Origin of the sequence: Mycobacterium sp. SMC-2 (assembly GCF_025263485.1) — a bacterium.
Taxonomy (GTDB): Bacteria; Actinomycetota; Actinomycetes; order Mycobacteriales; family Mycobacteriaceae; genus Mycobacterium.
The window spans coordinates 4,749,731-4,771,024 of the sequence record NZ_CP079863.1 but is presented as its reverse complement, the minus strand read 5'-3'; the positions used below and the strand labels follow the sequence as shown (position 1 = coordinate 4,771,024).

The 21,294-nt window shown below is 67.6% G+C and carries 19 protein-coding genes, 1 tRNA gene and 1 pseudogene; 14 read left to right on the top strand and 7 right to left on the bottom strand.

The genetic code is table 11. The features are described from left to right. Positions 1-175: 175 nt before the first annotated feature. Complete coding sequence (locus KXD96_RS22355; protein ID WP_260739929.1) at positions 176-667, top strand: carbonic anhydrase; 492 nt, start codon at positions 176-178, stop codon at positions 665-667. A gap of 7 nt (positions 668-674) precedes the next feature. On the opposite strand, the pseudogene KXD96_RS22350 reads toward KXD96_RS22355, so the two are convergent. After that, positions 675-1,079 (bottom strand): annotated as a pseudogene (locus KXD96_RS22350) (PaaI family thioesterase). Between the two features lie 183 nt (positions 1,080-1,262). On the opposite strand from KXD96_RS22350, the gene cysD reads away from it, so the two are divergent. Genes cysD through KXD96_RS22335 form a run of 3 tightly spaced genes read left to right on the top strand, consistent with a single transcriptional unit; the run spans position 1,263 to position 4,565 of the window. After that, entirely contained in the window at positions 1,263-2,192 is a 930-nt protein-coding gene (gene cysD / locus KXD96_RS22345; protein WP_260739927.1) for a sulfate adenylyltransferase subunit CysD, read from the top strand. Continuing rightward, entirely contained in the window at positions 2,192-4,033 is a 1,842-nt protein-coding gene (gene cysC / locus KXD96_RS22340; protein ID WP_260739925.1) for an adenylyl-sulfate kinase, read from the top strand. The genes cysD and cysC overlap by 1 nt, the downstream gene beginning before the upstream one ends. Before the next feature lie 46 nt (positions 4,034-4,079). Further along, a complete protein-coding gene (locus KXD96_RS22335) occupies positions 4,080-4,565 on the top strand; it encodes an RrF2 family transcriptional regulator (RefSeq protein WP_260739922.1) in 486 nt (161 codons plus the stop codon). A gap of 3 nt (positions 4,566-4,568) precedes the next feature. Here the strand turns inward: KXD96_RS22335 and KXD96_RS22330 are convergent, their stop codons facing one another. Next, positions 4,569-4,964 carry a VOC family protein gene (locus KXD96_RS22330; RefSeq protein ID WP_260739920.1) on the bottom strand — a complete coding sequence of 132 codons (396 nt, stop codon included), beginning with the start codon at positions 4,962-4,964 and terminating at the stop codon, positions 4,569-4,571. 94 nt (positions 4,965-5,058) lie between these two features. Continuing rightward, positions 5,059-5,472: a VOC family protein gene (locus KXD96_RS22325; protein WP_260739918.1), complete on the bottom strand. Its 414-nt coding sequence runs from the start codon at positions 5,470-5,472 to the stop codon at positions 5,059-5,061. 69 nt (positions 5,473-5,541) lie between these two features. Between KXD96_RS22325 and KXD96_RS22320 the strand changes: the two genes are divergently transcribed. After that, positions 5,542-6,420, top strand: coding sequence for an LLM class flavin-dependent oxidoreductase (locus KXD96_RS22320; RefSeq protein ID WP_260745497.1), 879 nt, complete (start codon positions 5,542-5,544; stop codon positions 6,418-6,420). Between the two features lie 312 nt (positions 6,421-6,732). On the opposite strand, the gene KXD96_RS22310 is transcribed toward KXD96_RS22320, so the two are convergent. Further along, entirely contained in the window at positions 6,733-8,448 is a 1,716-nt protein-coding gene (locus KXD96_RS22310) for an NAD-binding protein (RefSeq protein ID WP_260739916.1), read from the bottom strand. Between the two features lie 166 nt (positions 8,449-8,614). On the opposite strand from KXD96_RS22310, the gene KXD96_RS22305 reads away from it, so the two are divergent. Both KXD96_RS22305 and KXD96_RS22300 read left to right on the top strand, forming a co-directional pair. Next, complete coding sequence (locus KXD96_RS22305; RefSeq protein ID WP_260739915.1) at positions 8,615-9,910, top strand: tetratricopeptide repeat protein; 1,296 nt, start codon at positions 8,615-8,617, stop codon at positions 9,908-9,910. 64 nt (positions 9,911-9,974) lie between these two features. Further along, the gene (locus KXD96_RS22300) at positions 9,975-10,460 is read left to right on the top strand and encodes an NUDIX domain-containing protein (RefSeq protein WP_260745496.1); all 486 of its coding nucleotides are present in this window, start codon (positions 9,975-9,977) and stop codon (positions 10,458-10,460) included. Between the two features lie 58 nt (positions 10,461-10,518). On the opposite strand, the gene KXD96_RS22295 is transcribed toward KXD96_RS22300, so the two are convergent. Together KXD96_RS22295 and KXD96_RS22290 are read right to left on the bottom strand one after the other, a co-directional pair. Next, a complete protein-coding gene (locus KXD96_RS22295; RefSeq protein ID WP_260739914.1) occupies positions 10,519-10,842 on the bottom strand; it encodes a DUF732 domain-containing protein in 324 nt (107 codons plus the stop codon). A 231-nt stretch (positions 10,843-11,073) separates the two neighbouring features. Continuing rightward, the gene (locus KXD96_RS22290) at positions 11,074-11,769 is read right to left on the bottom strand and encodes a glycoside hydrolase (protein WP_260739909.1); all 696 of its coding nucleotides are present in this window, start codon (positions 11,767-11,769) and stop codon (positions 11,074-11,076) included. Between the two features lie 108 nt (positions 11,770-11,877). Here KXD96_RS22290 and KXD96_RS22285 point away from each other — a divergent pair, with 108 nt between their 5' ends. Further along, positions 11,878-12,378, top strand: coding sequence for a nitroreductase family deazaflavin-dependent oxidoreductase (locus tag KXD96_RS22285; protein ID WP_260739907.1), 501 nt, complete (start codon positions 11,878-11,880; stop codon positions 12,376-12,378). A 35-nt stretch (positions 12,379-12,413) separates the two neighbouring features. Here the strand turns inward: KXD96_RS22285 and KXD96_RS22280 are convergent. Then, a tRNA-Arg gene (locus tag KXD96_RS22280) sits at positions 12,414-12,486 on the bottom strand. Positions 12,487-12,601: 115 nt separating this feature from the next. On the opposite strand from KXD96_RS22280, the gene argS reads away from it, so the two are divergent. The 6 genes from argS to rho all read left to right on the top strand — a co-directional run bounded on the left by argS (position 12,602) and on the right by rho (position 21,135). Next, entirely contained in the window at positions 12,602-14,254 is a 1,653-nt protein-coding gene (gene argS / locus KXD96_RS22275) for an arginine--tRNA ligase (protein ID WP_260739905.1), read from the top strand. Continuing rightward, positions 14,251-15,669: a diaminopimelate decarboxylase gene (lysA, locus tag KXD96_RS22270; RefSeq protein ID WP_260739904.1), complete on the top strand. Its 1,419-nt coding sequence runs from the start codon at positions 14,251-14,253 to the stop codon at positions 15,667-15,669. The genes argS and lysA overlap by 4 nt, the downstream gene beginning before the upstream one ends. A gap of 3 nt (positions 15,670-15,672) precedes the next feature. Beyond that, the gene (locus KXD96_RS22265) at positions 15,673-16,998 is read left to right on the top strand and encodes a homoserine dehydrogenase (protein WP_260739902.1); all 1,326 of its coding nucleotides are present in this window, start codon (positions 15,673-15,675) and stop codon (positions 16,996-16,998) included. Beyond that, on the top strand, positions 16,995-18,077 hold the full coding sequence (gene thrC / locus KXD96_RS22260; protein WP_260739900.1) for a threonine synthase: 1,083 nt from the start codon (positions 16,995-16,997) through the stop codon (positions 18,075-18,077). Before KXD96_RS22265 ends, thrC begins: the two co-directional genes overlap by 4 nt. A gap of 15 nt (positions 18,078-18,092) precedes the next feature. Further along, positions 18,093-19,037: a homoserine kinase gene (gene thrB / locus KXD96_RS22255; protein WP_260739899.1), complete on the top strand. Its 945-nt coding sequence runs from the start codon at positions 18,093-18,095 to the stop codon at positions 19,035-19,037. A 277-nt stretch (positions 19,038-19,314) separates the two neighbouring features. Next, positions 19,315-21,135, top strand: coding sequence for a transcription termination factor Rho (gene rho, locus KXD96_RS22250; RefSeq protein ID WP_260739895.1), 1,821 nt, complete (start codon positions 19,315-19,317; stop codon positions 21,133-21,135). Positions 21,136-21,294: the final 159 nt, after the last annotated feature.

The window sequence follows — 21,294 nt, the reverse complement described above, 5'->3', positions numbered from 1 at the left end:
GTCTCGCATTGGGACAGGTTAACGAGCCGAGCCGGGAGCGGTCGGGTTCGGCGCCCGCATCCTTGTGATCCGGCTGATTTTCATGCGTCAATAATCGGTGGCCCGTTGTTAACATCCACCGTGGCACCGAAGCAGGCGGCAAAAACCGTGCTGCGACACTCCTGAGGAGGCTGGCATGACGGTTACCGAGGACTACCTGGCCAACAACGCCCAATACGCCAGCACGTTCCAGGGTCCCCTGCCGATGCCCCCGTCCAAACACGTCGCGGTCGTCGCGTGCATGGACGCCCGGCTCGACGTCTATCGGCTTCTAGGCCTCAACGAGGGCGAGGCGCACGTCATCCGCAACGCCGGCGGGGTCGTCACCGACGACGTCGTCCGCTCGCTGGCCATCAGTCAGCGGTTATTGGGGACCCGGGAGATCATTCTGATCCACCACACCGACTGCGGCATGCTGACCTTCACCGACGACGACTTCAAGCGCTCCATTCAAGAGGAGATCGGCCTCAAGCCGCCGTGGGCCCCCGAATCCTTCCCGGACCCCGCCGAGGACGTCCGGCAGTCGTTGCGTCGCATCGAGGCCAGCCCGTTCGTGACCATGCACGGATCCCTGCGCGGATTCGTCTTCGACGTCGCGACCGGGAAGCTCAACGAAGTGACTCTCTAGCCGACCTCTAGCCGACCTTGTAGGTGGCGAGCGCCTTTGCGACGAGCGTGTCCCCGCGCGTCGACGATCTCGGCCTCGCGGTTGACCAGCGACCGGCCGCGCCGCAGTACCCGGCCGATGCCGATCACATCGGCGGCCCGGGCCGGGGCCATGAAGTCCAATGCCATCGAAACGGTGACGCCCCGCAGCTCCCGGGGCGCATCCGCGCCGCACCACGCCGCCGCCATGACGGTGACATCGGCGAATGTGGCGATGGCGCCCCCGTGGACCATGTCACCGATGGTCACGTTGGACGGGTCCCACGGCAGCCGCACCCTGACCTCGCGCTCGTCGAGCTTTTCTAGATTCCCAGCTTCGCGACGAACGCGGATTGGGGGAGGAACGGCGCGATGACGTCACGGCCGGAAGCCATCCGCTCATACTTTCGCACCGGGCGCCGGCCGGAAAAGGGCTGGCGGCAGTCTTGACGCGATGCGTCGGATGGCCGGCGTCCGCGCCATCGGGGGGCCCACTTGACAACCGTCATCGCGAACTGCTGCTATGGAGGGCAAAACTGCCAAACTTGACCGACTCTACCAGGTTTACCTAGGAAGCTATGACCAGCGATCTGAAGGCGGGCCCTGCCGCCGGCCAGTACGAGTTGAGCCATCTGCGCTCGCTGGAGGCCGAAGCGATCCACATCATCCGGGAGGTGGCCGCCGAGTTCGAGCGGCCCGTGCTGTTGTTCTCGGGTGGCAAGGACTCCATCGTCATGCTGCACCTGGCGTTGCGGGCCTTCCGGCCGGGGCGGTTGCCGTTCCCGGTGATGCACGTCGACACCGGTCACAACTTCGACGAGGTGATCGCCACCCGCGACGAGCTGGTCGCCGAGCACGGGGTGCGTCTGGTGATCGCCTCGGTCCAGGAGGACATCGACGCCGGTCGCGTCGTCGAGCCGCGGCAGGGACGCAACTCGATCCAGACCGTGACGCTGCTCCGCGCCATCCGGGAGAACAAATTCGACGCGGCGTTCGGCGGGGCGCGCCGCGACGAGGAGAAGGCACGCGCCAAGGAGCGGGTGTTCAGCTTCCGCGACGAGTTCGGCCAGTGGGACCCGAAGGCGCAGCGACCCGAGCTGTGGAATCTCTACAACGGCCGGCACCACAAGGGCGAGCACATCCGGGCCTTCCCGCTGTCCAACTGGACCGAGTTCGACATCTGGTCCTACATCGGCGCGGAGAACATCGCGCTGCCCTCGATCTACTACGCCCACCGGCGCGAGGTTTTTCGCCGCGACGGCATGTTGCTGGCGGTCGACCGGCACATGCAGCCGCGCGACGACGAGCCGGTGTTCGAAGCGACGGTGCGTTTCCGCACGGTCGGGGACGTCACCTGCACCGGATGCGTGGAGTCGCAGGCCGCCACGGTCGAGGAGGTCATCGCCGAGACCGCGGTGTCGCGGCTGACCGAGCGTGGCGCGACCCGCGCCGACGACCGGATCTCGGAAGCCGGAATGGAAGACCGCAAACGGCAGGGGTACTTCTGATGACCACCCTGTTGAGGCTCGCCACCGCCGGTTCGGTCGACGACGGCAAGTCCACGCTGATCGGGCGCCTGCTCTATGACTCCAAGGCCGTCATGGAGGACCAGTGGGCGGCGGTGGAGCAGACGTCCAAAGAGCGCGGTCACGACTACACCGACCTGGCGCTGGTGACCGACGGCCTGCGTGCCGAACGCGAGCAGGGCATCACGATCGACGTCGCCTACCGCTACTTCGCCACTCCCAAGCGGAAATTCATCATCGCCGACACCCCGGGCCACATCCAGTACACCCGCAACATGGTGACCGGCGCGTCGACCGCCCAACTGGTGATCGTGCTCGTCGATGCCCGGCACGGTCTGCTGGAGCAGTCCCGCCGGCACGCCTTCCTCGCCTCGCTGCTGGGCATCCGGCACATCGTGCTCGCCGTCAACAAGATGGACCTCATCGGTTGGGACAGAGAGAAATTCGAGGCTATCCGGGACGAGTTCCACGCCTTCGCCGCTCGCCTGGATGTGCACGACGTGGCCACCATCCCGATCTCCGCGCTGCACGGCGACAACGTGGTGGCCAAGTCGGATCAGGCGCCCTGGTACGAGGGCCCGGCGCTACTGTCGCATCTCGAAGAGGTCTACATCGCCGGTGACCGCAACCTTGTCGACGTGCGGTTCCCGGTCCAGTACGTCATCCGGCCGCACACCCGCGAGCATCAAGACCACCGCAGCTATGCCGGCACCGTGGCCAGCGGGGTCATGCGCCCGGGAGACGAAGTCGTCGTTTTGCCGATCGGCAAGACCACCCGGATCACCGCGATCGACGGGCCGAACGGTCCGGTGGACGAAGCGTTTCCGCCGATGGCCGTGTCGGTGAGCCTCGCCGACGAGATCGACATTTCCCGCGGCGATCTCATTGCCCGTACCCACAACCAGCCACGGGTCACGCAGGAATTCGACGCCACCGTGTGCTGGATGGCCGACGACGCCGCGCTGGAGCCCGGTCGCGACTACGTCATCAAACACACGACCCGCACCACCCGAGCGCGGGTGACCGGTCTGGACTACCGGCTCGACGTGAACACCCTGCATCGCGACAAGGGCGCAACGGCGCTGCAACTCAACGAACTCGGCCGCATCTCGCTGCGCACCCAGGTGCCGCTGCTGCTCGACGAGTACACCCGCAACGCCAGCACCGGCTCGTTCATCCTGATCGACCCGCACACCAACTGCACCGTCGCGGCGGGCATGGTGCTGCGTGACGTCTCGGTGCAGACGGCAAGCCCGAACACCGTGCGGCACAAATCATCCGCCGTCGCCGAAGCCCGGCCGCGGGGGAAGACGGTGTGGTTCACCGGCCTGTCCGGTTCCGGCAAGTCGTCGGTGGCCATGCTGGTCGAGCAGATGCTTCTCGAAAAGGGCACCGCCGCTTACGTTCTCGACGGCGACAACCTGCGGCACGGTTTGAACGCCGACCTGGGCTTCAGCATGGCTGACCGCGCGGAGAACTTGCGCCGCCTCGCCCATGTGGCGGCGCTACTGGCCGACTGTGGCAACGTCGTGTTGGTACCGGCGATCAGCCCGTTGACCGAGCAACGCGAGATGGCCCGTAACGTGCACGCCGCGGCGGGATTCGACTTCGTCGAGGTGTTCTGCGACACCCCGATCGAGGAATGCGAGCGGCGTGATCCGAAGGGGTTGTACGCCAAGGCCCGCGCGGGCGAGGTCGCGCACTTCACCGGCATCGACAGTCCGTATCAACCGCCGACGAACCCCGACCTGCGGCTGACTCCGGAGCGCACCGTTGAGGAGCAGGCGCAGAGCATCGTCGATCTGCTCGAATCGCGGGCTTAAGCACGGCTGCGCCGAAATCCGCGCAGCGGGTGGCACAATCCTGAGAGTGCGCATGTCGGCGAAGGCGGAGTATGCGGTGCGGGCCATGGTTCAACTCGCCACGGTCCCCCATGGGACGTTGGTCAAGACCGACGACTTGGCCCATGCGCAGGGCATACCGCCGCAGTTCCTCGTCGACATTCTGACCAATCTGCGCACCGACCGCCTGGTGCGCAGCCATCGGGGCCGCGAGGGTGGCTACGAGCTTGCCCGTCCCGGGAACGAGATCAGCATCGCTGACGTATTGCGCTGTATCGACGGACCACTGGCCAGCGTGCGCGACATAGGCCTCGGGGACCTCCCCTACTCAGGGCCGACCGCGGCGCTCACCGACGTCTGGCGGGCGCTGCGCGCCAGCATGCGGTCGGTGCTGGAGGAGACAACACTGGCCCACGTCGCCGCCAACGCACTGCCGGAGCATGTCGCGCGATTCGCCGACGAATATCGGACACAGGAAAGCGTGCGGCACGGCACACCCCGCGCCGGCGAATAGGCGTTACCGCTGGCGCCCCGACCCGTAGGGGCGGGTGAGGATTTCCATGGCATGGCCTGAGGGGTCGCGGAAGTACACCCCGCGCCCGCTGTCGTTGTGGTTGATCTCGCCGGGCCGTCGTGCGCCCGGGTCCGCCCAGTGCTGCAGGCCGCGTGAGGAGATCTTTCCGTAGATGGTGTCGAATTCCTCTTCGGACACCAGGAAGGCATAGTGCTGCCGCGTGATGTCCGCGCCCTCGGGCGCGTCCGCGTAATCCAGACTGACACCGTGCTCGAGTTGGACAACCATGAAGTGGCCGAAGGGCTTTGGGCTGGGCAGGTCGAACAATTCGGCGAGAAACTCCGCGGACTCGTGTTTGTCGCGGGAGGCGACGATGGTGTGGTTGAAACTGATGGCCATAGTTCCTCTTTACCCCTTGACGAGCGTGCGTGTTTGCCCGCCGACACGCCGTGCACGCTGTCATTCTGCGCGCGCTGGCCGCGGCGTGCCGCTCCTATTTGGGCGCCGTGAGCTCCAGGGCGATGTTGTCGGGGTCGCGGAACTGAAGGATGTAGGACGGCCCGATGTCTTTCACCGGCTCGTGTGCGATGCTGAGTCCATCGAGATGTGCGGCGGCGGAATCTAATTCGTCCTTGCTGGCGACACGGAACGCGATGTGGTCGAGCCCGGCACGATCCTCGTGGAAGCGGTCGGTGGCGACCGGCCGCAGCCCGAGCAGCGTTCCGCCGAGGTCGTAGATGACGCCACCGAACAGGAAGCTCAACTGTTTGCGGGTGGCCTCGTCGGCGTTGTCGGGCACTTCCAGAAGGACCGGCCAACCGAACACGCTCTCGTAGAACTGTCGGGACCGCTCGATATCGGTGACGGTGAGGCGGACGTGCGCGATCGAACTACTGCTGAAACCCATCTGCTACATGCTGCCACTTGCGGTACCGAATGTTGACTCCATGCCAGAATCGCGGTCGTGCGGATTGCGATGACCCTGCCGGTGATGGAGCCGGACCTGGATGCCGGAGTTTTGGAGAACTGGGCACGTGCGATAGACGACGGCCCGTTCTCGTCGCTGTGCTGGGGCGAGCGCATCGCCTTCGAGAACCCGGACAACCTCACCCTGCTGGGAGCGCTGGCCGCCTGGACCAACCGGGTGCGGCTGCTGACAACCGTGATCGTGCCGCAGCTGCATGACCCGGTCATGCTGGCCAAGGCGCTGGCCACCGGCGACATGCTCTGCGGCGGGCGGCTGAGCGTGGGCATCGGCGTGGGCGGCAGGCACGAGGACTACCATGCCGTCGGCGCCGACCCGGCGACGCAGACCATGCGCGACATGGCCGAGCGCGTGGCCGTGATGAAGCGGGTGTGGGCCGGGGAAAAGCTCACCGACTCGGTCCTGCCGGTTGGGCCGGCGCCAGTGCAGCCCGGCGGTCCGCCGCTGTTCGTGGGCAGCATCGGCCCGAAGACCATCCGCAGCGCCGCGGCCTGGGCCGAGGGCCTGGCGGGGACCACGCTGGATCTCGACGTCGCCAAACAGAACGAGCTGTTCGACGTCGCGCGCGACGCGTGGGCGCGGGCGGGCAAGGGCAAACCGCACCTGGTGACGTCGTTCTGGTTCGCGTTCGGGTCGCCCGAAGAGTCCCGCGCCCAGGTGCATCGTCATCTACGGCGCTACATGAACTGGATACCGGCCGAGTACGTCGACGCCATGGCGCCGACGACCGGGTGGGCGGGCACCGAGGAGGAGCTGCTGGCGGTGCTGCGCAAGTTCGAGGACATCGGCACCGACGAGGTGCAGCTGATCCCGACGAGCACCGACGTCGACCAGCTGAGCCGCGCGGCGGACGTGGCCGGCCGGCTCTAGCCTGAATGGCTGCGCCGCGCTTGCGATCCCCACTCGGCCTGATGGTGGCGACCCGCGGCGCCCGGCTGCGCCGCGCTTGCGATCCCCACTCGGCCTGATGGTGGCGACCCGCGGCGCCCGGCTGCGCCGCGCTTGCGATCCCCATTCGGCCTGATGGTGGCGACCCGCGGCGCCCGGCTGCGCCGCGCTTGCGATCCCCATTCGGCCTGATGGTGGCGACCCGCGGCGCCCGGCTGCGCCGCGCTTGCGATCCCCGCTCGGCCTGATGGTGGCGACCCGCCGCGCCCGGCTGCGCCGCGCTTGCGATCCCCGCTAGGCCGACGCGCGCGTCTCCCCGGCGGCCGGCTGTTGCGGCGGCTGGCCCTTGCGCAGCGTCGCCATCAACTCGCGGTAGGGGCCGACGAGGTAGACGGTGTCGCCGCCGCGGAGCCAGGCGTCGCGTCGCGGGTGTAGCTCGACGGGCGCGTCCTCTCGGGTGATCGCGATGACACGGGTTTGGGTGGACAGTTCGAACATCTTCAGCCCGTCCAGTTCGCTGCCTGGCGCCACATGCATTCCGCCGATCATGAACGAGCGCTGTCCGACCGAGAAGGTGCCCAGCACCTGCAGGCCCATCGCGGCGCCGATGAACCAGGGTGCGGCGAGTTCGACGGTGGACCGGACGTTTTCGAATCCGAACCGCTGCGCGACCGCCGCCCCGAGCGCACGGTCGTACACGCGCAGCACCAGGGGAACGTCGGTCCGGACGACTTCCGGCATCACCCGTGGCCCGAGCATCTCGCGCAGCACGATCCCGGTCTCGATGTTCACCATGTCGTCCTGCGTCAGTACCGCCACCGCGCGGGCGTGCTCGACGCGGGCGGCCTCCAGCGTCTGGCGCAGCGTCGCGTCCCCGAAGATCACCGGGACGTCGAGGTCGGCGGCGGTCGACAGGAAGCGGTTGTTATCGTCGCGCTCGATCACCGCGACGTCGTATCCGGCTGACCGCAGGTCGGCGATCACGCGGCTGCCGAACGAACCGAGCCCGACGACGATGACGTGATTGCGCAGATGGCGTGCCCGGCGACGTCCGACCGAATGCGCGAAACGTCGCGATATCAGCAGGTCGGCGATGAAGGCCACGAGGAGCGCGGTGGTCGTCACGCCCGCGAACATCAGCATGATGCTGTAGATCCGTAGCCAGGTGGGCTGCTGGAGGAAGCTGAAGTCGCCGTAACCCACCGTCGCGATCGTCTCGGTGCTGAAATACAGCGCGTCGAGCCACGTCATCTTTGGATTCGGCTGGTAGCAGAAGCGCAGGACCACCGTCGACCCGAGCAGCAGGCATGCCGCGGCCAGCAAAGCTCGCCCGAACATCGGGTTGACGTCGTCACGCAGGGCCCGCACGCTGTCGAGGGTCCGCCGCAGCCGGGACAGGCGATAGCGCGTCACGGTCGGCCGCGGGACCTTGATGCCGCGGGCGGCCAATTCGTCCGCGGTGCCGATCATCGCGGTCCAGTCACCGGCGTGAACCGACAGATCACGGCCCGGACAGTTCACCACCTCTCCCGGCGTGGCGCAGTTCTCGCCGTGTATCACCGCCACCGGAGCGAGATCGCCGTAGATGTCGCGCAGCGTCGCGTCACGCGGTGCTTCGGCGCAGGAGACCACGAACTCCATGCCCGCCGCCTCGAACGGGTGCACGGTGTGGGCCAGACAAGCCTCGACGACCGAGGGCGCCGCAAGGTCGGCGACGTCCAGGATCGCGCCGGGGCGCTTGTCGGCGGCCATCGCCGTGCGCAGCACATCATTGGCCAGCCGCGCCACCACGCGCACCCGGGGATTGGCTTTCCTTGCCAGCAGCGCGATTTCGAGGTTTGTTGCGTCGTCATCCCCGACACAGATCACGGCGCGAGCGCGGCCCACATCAGCGTTCTCGAGTTCGCCGGCGCTTTGGAGCTTGACGATGTGCACACCGGCGTTGTTGAGCTCCTCGACGATCGTGGTCGCCAGCGCGTCCTCACCGCTGACGATGATGTGGCCGCGCATGGCTACGCACCCTTCCGGGCGTCGGGCATAACCCCCACCTCTGGCGACGTTGGCGTTGTGTTCCTATGACTATCGGGCACCGTACCCATTGATGCCAGTGCGGCACCGGACGCGGGGGGAGACGAGGTGAATTGCCACGAGGCCGCATGAGAGATTCGATAGCCCTATGACGCAGCCGGAACTGCCTGGGCCGCTCGCCGCCTTGACCCGGCTGATCTCGGAGCGCATCGCCGCGGCGGACTTCGCCGGGGCGTTACCGCTCATGAACGAGCTGGTCGCTGTCTGCCGGCCGGTCTTGGGCGAGCGCCACCCCAACGTCTTGGACATGCGGCTCGCGCTGGTGCATCTGCAGCTGCAGATGGGCGACCAGGCCGGGGCCTATGCCGCCCTCGAGCAGCTGGTACCCGAACTCGAGGAGGTGCTCGGCCGCGATCACATCACCACGTTGACGGCGCGCCACATGTTCGCGGACCGGCCGCAGCCCGAAGTGGGGGCCGCGTTGGCCGAATGGTCGGAGCTGCTGTCCGACGAAGAACGGGTGCTGGGGCCCGAGCACCCCACCGCGCTGACGTCCAGGGACCGGGTGGCGCAGAAGCGCAAGGAGCTTGGGGACTATGCCGGCGCCATCGCCGAGGGCGAGCGGGTCCTTGCCGCCCGGTGCCGGGTGCTCGGCGACCACCACGAGGACACGCTGGGCATGCGCATGGCGCTGGCCCAATGGCACGGCGAGTCGGTGGATGGCCCGGGCGCCGTCGCCGAGCTGCTGTTGCTGGTCGAGGTGATGCGCGAAAAGCTGGGCCACGACCACCGCCACACGCTGATCGCGCGGCACACCATCGCGCTGTGGGAGCCGGAACCGGAGGACTGCCGGGACAAGGTCGCCACCTGGCAAGCCCTGGTCGACGACGAGGCCAGGGTCTTCGGCGAGGACAATCCCGTCACCGTCGCGGCCCGGGAGGAATTGGCGAAGTGGCGTGACCGTGCTGAGGACTGCCGGAGGGTGGCCGGGATGCGCGACCGGGTCGAGAAGTCCGCCAAACGCCGGATGCGCGCCAAAAGTCAAGCAACGCAGCACTTTTCGGATCAAGAATTCCTGCGGTGCTGGCTTGCCGAGCGTGGGGCCCAATTCCCGGTGTGGGCGGGCCATTACGGTGGCGACGCCGTGTGGGACTTCTCCCCGGAGTCCCTTGACGCATTGGAAGAGCTGGTCGTTGAGAAGGCCCCGACCCCCGAACAGCTCCTGGAGGAGGAGCGCAATGCGCCGTTCGTCGACGGCGCCGTGTGGTACCTCGGCGAAGTGCTGCGCCGCGGACGGTCCCTACCGTGGCAATACACCCGCGGCGACACGGCGGATCCCACTGTCGGGCATGTCGACGTTTTCGGAGTCCTCACCCGGGTGCTGCACTCGGCCGAGCGCGGCGCCCTGCGCCGCACGTACGACCGCTTCACGGCATCGCGGTAGAGATACTGAGTTGGTGCCCTTCATCGAATGCGTCGCGTCCCGCGAGATCTATCGGAGCCAGTGGATGGTGCTCCGCGAAGACGACATCCGTCGCCCGGACGGCAGCCCCGGCATTTACGGTGTGGTGGACAAACCGGACTATGCGCTGGTGATGCCGTTCGACGGGCACCGCTTCCGGCTGGTCGAGCAGTTCCGGTATCCGCTCGGGGAGCGGCGGTGGGAATTCCCGCAGGGCACCGCCCCCGGCTTGGCGGCCACCGACCCGTCCGAGCTGGCCGAGCGTGAGCTGCGCGAGGAAACGGGGTTGAGTGCGACGTCGTTCGAGGTGCTGGGCCAGCTCGATGTCGCCCCGGGCATGACCAGCCAGCGAGGGTGGGTGTTCTTGGCCACCGGAATCGCCGAGGGGGAGCCGGATCCAGAGCACGAGGAACAGGACCTGCGAAGTGCCTGGTTCGACCGCGAGGACGTCGAGCAGATGATCCGTTCCGGAGTGATCGCCGACGCGCAGTCCGTCGCCGCCTACAGCCTGTTTCTGCTCCGGTGCCCATGACAAGTGCGGGGACCCGCCGGGGTCCCCGCACTTCACCAAGGCCACTGTGGTGGTGGTGTCAGGCCGAGGTGACGTACTGCGGGCAGTAGGCCGAAGCGGCGTCGACGGCGAACGTCTTGGAGCCCTTGGCGCTCAATCCGGTCGCCTTGGCCACGGCGCTGATGACCTCTTTGCTCGAGTGACCCTGGTCGAGGGCGTTGCAGACGGCGTGTGCGTCCTTGATGGCGATCGAAGCGCTCGGCGGGGTGATGCCGTCCGACGCCAGTTGGGCGAGGAACGCGTCATCGACCGAGCTCGCGCCCGCGGTGCCGGCGAGGCCGAGCGCGGCCAGGCCCAGGGCGGCGGTGCCGACGACGGAGGCGGTGAAACGGCGAGAAAACATCGGGATCTCCTTGTGCTGATGTGGGTTTTCTGGTGACGCTGGGTGCGTTGATCACAGAATCAGCACGGGGGCTTAACGGCTTCTCAACAAATTCTTGGAGCAGTAACAGGGGAGGTCTCCGGCGGCACTCGGTGGGTCGAGCATTTGCGACTGTGTGGGCGCCCGCTGGGTCGTGGGCGTTCTACGCGCCGCAGGCGGACGGATGAATCTGCTTGTCGCCCAACGGCTCCGCTATTGCTGCGGGGCGGGCGTCATCGAGGCGATGTAGTAGACCTCGTGCCCGTTCGGGTATCCGCCACCGTTGGTGGCGATATGAACGTGGTCGTAGTGGTTGAGGGTTTCCGAACCAAGATCGGCGGTCCAGCTACCCCCGCCGACGCCCGGGTAGATCTTCTGCCGCCAGATCACGTGGTTGATGCCCCAGCGTTTGGCATTCGCCAGGGCGTAGCCGGCGATCTGGTTACCGAGCTCGATACCCTCGGGGCTGTTGTGGTTCGGGATCATCACGTCGATCGCCAACCCGTTGGGATGCCACGGCAGGGGATCTTCCCGGTACCCGTAGATGGTCGTGATCTGCGGAAACAGCACGCTGATGGCGCGCTCCGCCCAGATCGTCTTGACCTGCAATCTGTCCTCCGACGCGATGCCACGGGGCAAAGCGACCTGAAACTGCTGGGCGGCGGCGGGCGCGTTTGCGGTCAACATCGCGATTTCAGCGGGAGTGGCGGTGTGCGGGCCGTCGGGCAGCGCGGCGACCGCGCTGGTCGGCGCAGCGGCCGGAGTGGTGGGGGCTGCCGCGGCCGCGGCGTTCGGCGCGCAGCATCGCGGCTTTGTGTCTTGGGCGTACACCATGCCGGCCGCGAGGGCGAACGAGGCCACGATCGCCAGCCAACGACCCCGACCGTTGGCTAACACGTTCTTGCCCACGACCAGCAGCTTAATGTCGTGGGCGACGCCTGTGGCGCGTTTTGAAAGGGTTGTTCGGCCCGGGGAACCGGCTCGTAAGCCGCACATCGTCGGGTCCACAATGGCACCATGCCCAATCGGTCCTTCGACGATGCCAACGCCTTCCACCGGGTGATGCGTCGCTTCGCGTCCACGACGGTGGGTGTGGCGCTCCTGCGCCACACGGCGCACCACCTGGACCGGCTCGTCACAAGGGTTGCGGGTGGCAGAACCAGCTTCGCCGGCGTCGCAACCGGCATCCCCGTGGTCATGCTCACCACCACGGGCGCCAAATCCGGTGAGCCACGCACCGTGGCCGTGTACGGAATTCCGCATCCGGATGGTTTGGCGCTCATCGCATCCAACTTCGGCGGCGCCAAGCATCCCGCCTGGTACCACAACCTGAAGGCCCATCCCGAAGCGACGGTGACCATCGGCCGCGACACCTGGCAGACGGCCGCACGGCTCGCCACGCCAGTCGAGCGCGACGAGATCTGGGCAAAGGGCCTCGAGCTGTATCCCGGCTGGCGGAAGTACGAAGTGCGGGCCGGCAAGCGCCACATCGAGGCGTTCGTCCTGCCGAGAAGTTGAGGGGGAACGCGGTTACGCCTGCGCTGGTCAGAGAGTGCCCCCGGCAGGATTCGAACCTGCGGCCTTCTGCTCCGGAGGCAGACGCTCTATCCCCTGAGCTACGGGGGCGCTACGGCTTTGGCGTGGCGCCATTGGGCCCAGCCAGACTAGCGCATGTTGGTAGCCGCGTTGCGACCGCAATGGATTCGGGGCGCGGGCACCTCAGCCAATAGGATGGACGCTCGTGACCCCCGCTGACCTCGCTGAGCTGCTCAGAACCACCGCTTCCGCGGTGCTGGCCGAGCGCGGGCTGGATGCTGCCGCGCTGCCGGCGACGGTCACCGTGGAACGACCCCGCAATCCCGAGCACGGCGACTACGCCAGCAACCTGGCCTTGCAGCTGGGCAAGAAGGTCGGCGTCAACCCCCGTGAGCTGGCCGGATGGCTGGCCGAGGCGCTGTCAGAGGCCGACGGCATCGCCTCGGCGGAGGTGGCCGGGCCCGGCTTCATCAACCTGCGCCTCGAGACGTCGGCGCAGGCCAAGATCGTCAATGCCGTCCTCGGCGCCGGCGACCGCTTCGGGCACTCCGACGCGCTGGGCGGCCACAAGATCAACCTCGAGTTCGTCTCCGCCAACCCCACCGGACCGATCCACATCGGTGGCACCCGCTGGGCCGCCGTCGGCGACGCGCTGGGCCGGCTGCTCGCCACCCAGGGCGCCGACGTGGAGCGCGAGTACTACTTCAACGACCACGGCGCCCAGATCGACCGGTTCGCCAGCTCGCTGATCGCCGCCGCCAAGGGCGAACCCACCCCCGCCGACGGCTACGCCGGCGCGTACATCAACGACATCGCCGCGCAGGTATTGCAGAAGGCGCCCGACGCGTTGAGCCTGCCCGCCGCCGAAATGCGTGAGACGTTCCGCGAAATCGGTGTCGACCTGATGTTCACCCACATCAAGCAGTCGTTGCACGAGTTCGGCACCGACTTCGACGTCTACACCCACGAAGACTCGATGCACACCAGCGGCCGGGTCGACCAGGCCATCGCCCGGCTGCGCGCGACGGGCAACATCTACGAGAAGGACGGCGCAACCTGGTTGCGCACCAGCGCTTTTGGTGACGACAAGGACCGCGTCGTGATCAAGAGTGACGGCAAACCGGCCTACATCGCCGGTGACATCGCCTACTACCTGGACAAGCGGCAGCGCGGCTTCGACCTGTGCATCTACATGCTCGGCGCCGACCACCACGGATACATCGCCCGGCTCAAGGCCGTGGCCGCCGCGTTCGGTGATGACCCGGCGACCGTCGAGGTGCTCATCGGGCAGATGGTCAACCTGGTCCGCGACGGCGCGCCGGTCCGGATGAGCAAGCGGGCCGGAACCGTGATCACGCTCGATGACCTGGTCGAGGCGATCGGCGTCGACGCGGCGCGCTACAGCCTGATTCGCTCCTCGGTCGACACCCCGATCGATATCGACCTGGCGCTGTGGTCATCGGCGTCGAACGAAAACCCGGTCTATTATGTGCAATACGCGCATGCCCGGCTGTCGGCGCTGGCCCGCAACGCCGCCGAGCTGGGCCTGATCCCCGACACCGGGCACCTCGAGCTGCTCAGCCACGACAAGGAGGGCACGCTGCTGCGCAGCATCGGGGAATTCCCCCGCGTGCTCAAGACGGCCGCGTCCCTGCGGGAGCCGCACCGGGTGTGCCGTTACCTGGAAGACCTGGCCGGCGACTACCACCGGTTCTACGACTCCTGCCGGGTGCTGCCCCAGGGGGACGAACAGCCCACCGATCTGCACACCGCGCGCCTGGCGCTGTGTCAGGCCACTCGCCAGGTCATCGCCAACGGGCTGGCGATCCTGGGCGTCACCGCTCCGGAGCGAATGTGAACGTACACCCGGCCGGTCCCCGGCACGCCGAGGAGACCCGGCACCCCGACAGCACGCCGCGGCCGCAATCGCCCGACGAGCTGTTGCGTCTTGCACCGAACGTGTGGCCGCGCAACATTATTCGCGACGAGAACGGTGTGGTCAGCCTCGCCGGGATCCCGGTCACCCGGCTCGCCCAGGAGTACGGCACTCCGCTGTTCGTCATCGACGAGGACGACTTCCGTTCCCGGTGCCGCGAGCTCGCGACGGCCTTCGGCGGCGGACACAACGTCTGCTACGCGGCGAAGGCCTTCCTGTGCAGCGAGATCGCCCGCTGGGTCGACGAGGAAGGCCTCTCGCTTGACGTGTCCACCGGTGGCGAGCTCGCCGTCGCCCTGCACGCCGACTTCCCGCCGGAGCGGATCACCTTCCACGGCAACAACAAGTCCGTCGCGGAACTGACCGCCGCGGTCAAAGCCGGTGTCGGGCAGATCGTCTTGGACTCGATGACCGAGATCGAGCGTCTCGATGTCATCGCGGGGGAGGCGGGCGTCGTCCAGGACGTCTATGTCCGGCTGACGGTCGGGGTCGAAGCGCACACGCACGAATTCATCTCCACCGCACACGAAGACCAGAAGTTCGGGCTGTCGGTGGCCAGCGGCGCGGCGCTGGCCGCGGTGCGCCGGGTCTTCGCCACCGATCACCTGCGACTGGTGGGGCTGCACAGCCACATCGGCTCGCAGATCTTCGACGTCGACGGATTCGAGGTCGCCGCGCACCGTGTCATCGGACTGCTGCACCAGATCGTCGACGAATTCGGCGTCGACAAGACGGGGCAGATCTCGACGGTGGATCTCGGTGGCGGGCTGGGGATTTCATACGTGGGAACCGACGACCCGCCCCCGGTGGCGGAGTTGGCGGCCAAGCTGACGACCATCGTCGGCAACGAGTCGGCGGCCGTGGGACTGCCCACCCCGCGACTGGTGGTCGAGCCCGGGCGCGCCATCGCCGGGCCGGGCACCATCACGCTGTATGAGGTGGGCACCATCAAGGACGTCGACGTGAGCAGCACGGCCGAGCGCCGTTATGTCAGCGTCGACGGCGGCATGAGCGACAACATCCGCACCGCGCTCTATGACGCGCAGTACGACGCCCGGCTGGTCTCGCGGGCCAGCGACGCACCGGCGACACTGGCACGAGTCGTCGGGAAGCACTGCGAAAGCGGTGACATCGTCGTGCGCGACGCGTGGGTGCCCGACGACCTGCGGCCCGGTGACCTGCTCGGGATCGCCGCCACCGGTGCGTACTGCTATTCGCTGTCCAGCCGCTACAACATGATCTGCCGTCCGGCGGTGGTAGCGGTGCGTGCGGGACAGTCCCGCCTGATCCTGCGCCGCGAGACGGTTGACGATCTACTGAGTCTGGAAGTGAGGTGAACTGTGCCCCGTGACGAAAAGCCTGTCGGCGTAGCGGTACTCGGGTTCGGCAACGTCGGAAGCGAAGTTGTGCGAATCATCCAGAACAGCGCCGACGACCTCGCGGCTCGGGTCGGCGCGCCCTTGGTGTTGCGCGGCATCGGAGTGCGGCGGGTCGCCGCCGACCGCGGTGTTCCGATCGAGTTGTTCACCGACAACGTCGAAGAACTCGTCTCCCGCGAAGACGTCGACATCGTCGTGGAGCTGATGGGGCCGGTCGAGCCGGCGCGCAAGGCCATCCTGCGCGCGCTCGAGCACGGGAAATCCGTCGTCACCGCGAACAAGGCGCTATTGGCCACCTCTACCGGGGAATTGGCGCAAGCCGCCGAAAACGCCCATGTCGACCTGTATTTCGAGGCGGCGGTCGCGGGTGCTATCCCGGTCATCCGCCCGCTCACCCAGTCGCTGGCGGGCGACACGGTGCTGCGGGTCGCCGGCATCGTCAACGGCACCACCAACTACATCCTGTCCGCCATGGACAGCACCGGCGCCGACTACGCCACCGCCCTGGCCGAAGCGAGCGCGCTTGGCTATGCGGAGGCCGATCCCACCGCCGACGTCGAAGGCTACGACGCTGCGGCCAAGGCCGCGATCCTGGCATCGATCGCCTTTCACACCAGGGTCACCGCCGACGACGTCTATCGCGAAGGAATCACCAAGATCACGCCGGCCGACTTCGCCTCCGCGCGGTCCCTGGGCTGCACCATCAAGCTGCTGTCGATCTGCGAGCGCATCACGACCGACGACGGGCAGGAACGGGTGTCGGCCCGCGTCTATCCGGCGCTGGTGCCGCTGTCGCACCCGTTGGCCACGGTCAACGGCGCGTTCAACGCGGTTGTGGTCGAGGCCAAGGCCGCCGGCCGGCTCATGTTCTACGGGCAGGGCGCCGGCGGCGCGCCCACCGCGTCGGCGGTCACCGGTGACCTGGTGATGGCCGCCCGGAACCGGGTACTCGGCAGCCGCGGGCCGAAAGAATCCAAGTATGCCCAGCTTCCCATTGCCCCAATGGGTTTCATCTCCACCCGCTACTACGTCAGCATGAACGTCGCCGACAAGCCGGGTGTGTTGTCCACGGTGGCGGCCGAATTCGCCAAGCGCGAGGTGAGTATCGCCGAGGTCCGCCAAGAGGGCGTGTCCGACGAAGGCGGGCGGAGGGTGGGAGCCCGTGTCGTGGTGGTCACCCACAGCGCCACCGATGCCGCGCTCTCCGAAACCGTCGATGCGCTGGCACATCTGGATGTCGTGCAGGGCGTCACCAGTGTGCTGCGACTGGAAGAGACCGCCCGATGAGCGTCCCGCGTACCGCCGTGCACCAACCCTGGCCGGGGTTGATCGCGGCGTACCGCGACCGGCTGCCAGTCGGCGACGACTGGACCCCGGTCACCCTGCTCGAGGGCGGTACCCCGCTGATCGCGGCGACGCGTCTCTCGGAGAAGACCGGCTGCACGGTGCACCTCAAGGTCGAGGGCCTCAACCCGACGGGCTCGTTCAAGGACCGGGGCATGACCATGGCGGTCACCGATGCACTGGCGCGGGGTCAGCAGGCCGTGCTGTGCGCGTCGACCGGCAATACCTCGGCGTCGGCAGCGGCATACGCCGCCCGCGCCGGCATCACCTGCGCGGTGCTGATCCCGCAGGGCAAGATCGCGATGGGCAAGTTGGCGCAGGCGGTCATGCACGGCGCCAAGATCATCCAGATCGACGGCAACTTCGACGACTGCCTGGAGTTGGCCCGCAAGATGGCCGCCGACTTCCCGACGATCGCGTTGGTCAACTCGGTCAACCCAGTGCGCATCGAGGGCCAGAAGACGGCGGCGTTCGAGATCGTCGACGCGCTGGGCGCCGCGCCGGACGTGCACGCCCTGCCGGTCGGCAACGCGGGCAACATCACCGCGTACTGGAAGGGCTACACCGAATATCACCACGACGGCGTCATCGACAAGCTGCCCCGCATGCTGGGCACCCAAGCGGCCGGCGCGGCACCGCTGGTGCACGGCGCCCCGGTCAGCCACCCCGAGACGATCGCGACCGCGATACGCATCGGTGCTCCCGCGTCGTGGGCGGCCGCGGTCAACGCGCAGCAGCAGTCCAACGGTCGCTTCCTGGCCGCCACCGACGACGAGATCCTGGCCGCCTACCACCTGGTGGCCGAGAGTGAAGGCGTCTTCGTCGAGCCCGCATCGGCGGCCAGCATCGCGGGTCTGCTCAAGGCCGTCGACGACGGTTGGGTGGCGCGCGGCTCGACGGTGGTCTGTACGGTGACCGGCAATGGCCTCAAAGACCCCGACACCGCGCTGAGGGATATGCCGACCGTGTCGCCGCTGCCCGTCGATCCGGTGCTCGTCGTCGAGAAGTTGGGGCTGGCCTGAGATGGTGGTCTGTCGGTGACCCGGCTGCTGCCCGCCGGGCTGGTGGCAAGCGCCGTCGTGTCGGCGTCGAGCGCCAACCTCGGTCCCGGTTTCGACAGCATCGGACTGGCCCTGAGCCTTAGCGATGAGATCGTCGTGGAGACAACGGATTCCGGCCTGGTGGTGCAGGTCGAAGGGGAGGGCGCCCAGCAGGTGCCGCGGGGCCCCGAACACCTGGTGGTCCGCGCCGTGGAACGCGGGCTACGGGCCATGGGCGTCCGCGCCCCGGGCCTGGTGGTCCGCTGCCGCAACGCCATCCCGCACTCCCGCGGCCTGGGCTCGTCCGCGGCGGCCGTGGTCGGCGGCCTGGCGGCCGCGAACGGCCTTGTCGCGCAGTTGGATTCGAAACCACTAAGCGATGTCCAACTGATCCAGCTGTCCTCGGAATTCGAGGGCCACCCCGACAACGCCGCCGCCGCCGTGCTGGGGGGTGCGGTGGTTTCCTGGATCGACCGCTCCGGTGACCGGCCCGGGTACGCGGCGGTGCCGGTGCGGCTTCACCCCGACATCCGGCTCTACTGCGCGGTACCCCAAGAGCGCTCCCTGACCGCGGAGACCCGGGTGCTGCTGCCCGCCCACGTGAGCCACGAGGATGCCCGGTTCAACATCAGCCGCGCCGCCTTGCTGGTGGTAGCGCTGACCGAGCGCCCGGACTTGCTCATGCCGGCCACCGAGGATGTGCTCCATCAGCCACAGCGTGCTTCGGCGATGCCGGCCTCCGCGGAATATTTGCGGCTGTTCCGGCGTCATAATGTCGCAGCGACACTTTCTGGGGCTGGTCCGGCACTGATTGCGTTGAGCACGGAGCCGGAGTTGCCCACGGAAGTGGTGGGGTACGGGGCCGCGAATGGATTTGCCCTCACTGAGATGACCGCCGGCGATGGAGTTCGCTGGAGCCCGGGAGTCACAGTCCCAGGTTGATCCACCCGGTTGATCCACAGCGTGGCCGGAGGGTTTGCTTGCTTCCATCAAAGATGCGGGCTATCCTCGGTTCCGTCCAGCAATCGCAGCATCTGCATCTGCATCCATACTGCCTTGCCGCTAGGACACACCAATTCTTCTCGTGAACGAGGTTCGCCGCTTACTCCGCCGATTAAGGCGATCACCGTTGCAGAGTCGATATTTGGGCGCACTCGGCGATTTGCTGAATGCAACGACCCCCCGGATGACCTGATCAGAGGGGGAAGAAAGGAAATCCGTGACCGATACGGACCTATTCACGGCTGACACGAGCACCGAAAGCAATGAGGTGCCGAGCGCTGTGACCCCAGACACACCCGACGGCAACACCAATGCGCCTGTCGGGTCCCTGTCCACCATGGTGCTTCCCGAACTGCGCGCGCTGGCTAACCAAGTCGGCGTCAAGGGGACGTCGGGCATGCGCAAGAACGAACTCATCGCCGCCATCAAGGAAATCAGGGGACAGTCCAACGGGACCCCCGCCCCTGCCGCCCCTGAGGACAGCGGCAAGTCCGGCGCCGCCGGTGCTGAAGCGCCGGCCGCCGAGGACCACCAGAACGGTTCGACGACCGAGGCGCCCCGCCGCGAACGGCGCAGCGCCTCCCGCGAGCCGGGAGCAGCCCGCACCGGCGACGGGGAGGACGCCGAGCGCTCACGCACCCGTGAGGGCGCGCCGACTGGCGAGGACGACACCCGTCAGGGCGGCAAGCGCGACACCCAGAGCGACGAGCGCGGCCAAGACTCCGGTGGCGACCAGCAAGGCACGGGCGGCCAGCAGAATCGCGGCGGCTCGACCCAGCAAGACGACGACGGCGAGGGCCGTCAGGGCCGGCGGGGCCGCCGGTTCCGCGATCGCAGGCGGCGCGGCGAGCGCACCGGCGAAGGTGGCGACACCGAACTGCGCGAGGACGACGTCGTGCAGCCCGTCGCCGGCATCCTTGACGTTCTCGACAATTACGCCTTCGTGCGCACCTCCGGTTACCTGGCCGGGCCGCATGACGTCTACGTGTCCATGAACATGGTGCGCAAGAACGGCCTGCGCCGCGGCGACGCGGTGACCGGCGCGGTCCGCGTGCCGAAGGACGGCGAACAGCCCAACCAGCGCCAGAAGTTCAACCCGCTGGTGCGCCTGGACAGTGTCAATGGCGGTCCGGTCGAAGACGCGAAGAAGCGGCCTGATTTTTCCAAGCTGACGCCGCTCTACCCCAACCAGCGCCTTCGCCTGGAAACCACTCCCGACCGGCTGACCACCCGAGTCATCGACCTGATCATGCCGATCGGCAAGGGCCAGCGCGCCCTGATCGTCTCGCCGCCCAAGGCCGGTAAGACGACGATCTTGCAGGACATCGCCAACGCGATCACCAGGAACAACCCGGAATGCCACCTGATGGTCGTGCTCGTCGACGAGCGCCCCGAGGAGGTCACCGACATGACGCGCTCGGTCAAGGGCGAGGTCATCGCCTCGACCTTCGACCGGCCGCCGTCGGACCACACCTCGGTCGCCGAGCTGGCTATCGAGCGCGCCAAGCGGCTCGTCGAACAGGGCAAGGACGTCGTGGTGCTGCTCGACTCGATCACCCGCCTGGGCCGCGCCTACAACAACGCGTCACCCGCGTCGGGCCGGATCTTGTCCGGTGGTGTCGACTCCACCGCGCTGTACCCGCCGAAGCGCTTCCTGGGTGCCGCACGAAACATCGAGGAAGGTGGATCGCTGACGATCATCGCCACCGCGATGGTCGAGACCGGATCCACCGGTGACACGGTCATCTTCGAGGAGTTCAAGGGCACCGGTAACGCCGAGCTCAAGCTAGACCGCAAGATCTCCGAACGGCGGGTCTTCCCGGCGGTCGACGTGAACCCCTCCGGTACCCGCAAGGACGAGCTGCTGCTCTCGCCGGACGAGTTCGCGATCGTGCACAAGCTGCGCCGCGTGCTGTCGGGGCTGGACTCCCACCAGGCCATCGACCTGCTGATGTCCCAGCTGCGCAAGACGAAGAACAACTACGAGTTCCTGGTGCAGGTCTCCAAGACCACGCCGGGGTCGATGGACAACGACTAGCCCAGAGGCTGCTGCGGCCCGGGAATGTCCGGGCGCAGCTCCTTGTTTGGGAAGATAGCGGTTGACCTGGCATAATCGAGGCTCGATTACTTCAGGACCGCCTTGAAGGTTCGAAGTTCACGCCCGACCGTCGGATTCCGACTGGTGGAGGCCGGGCGA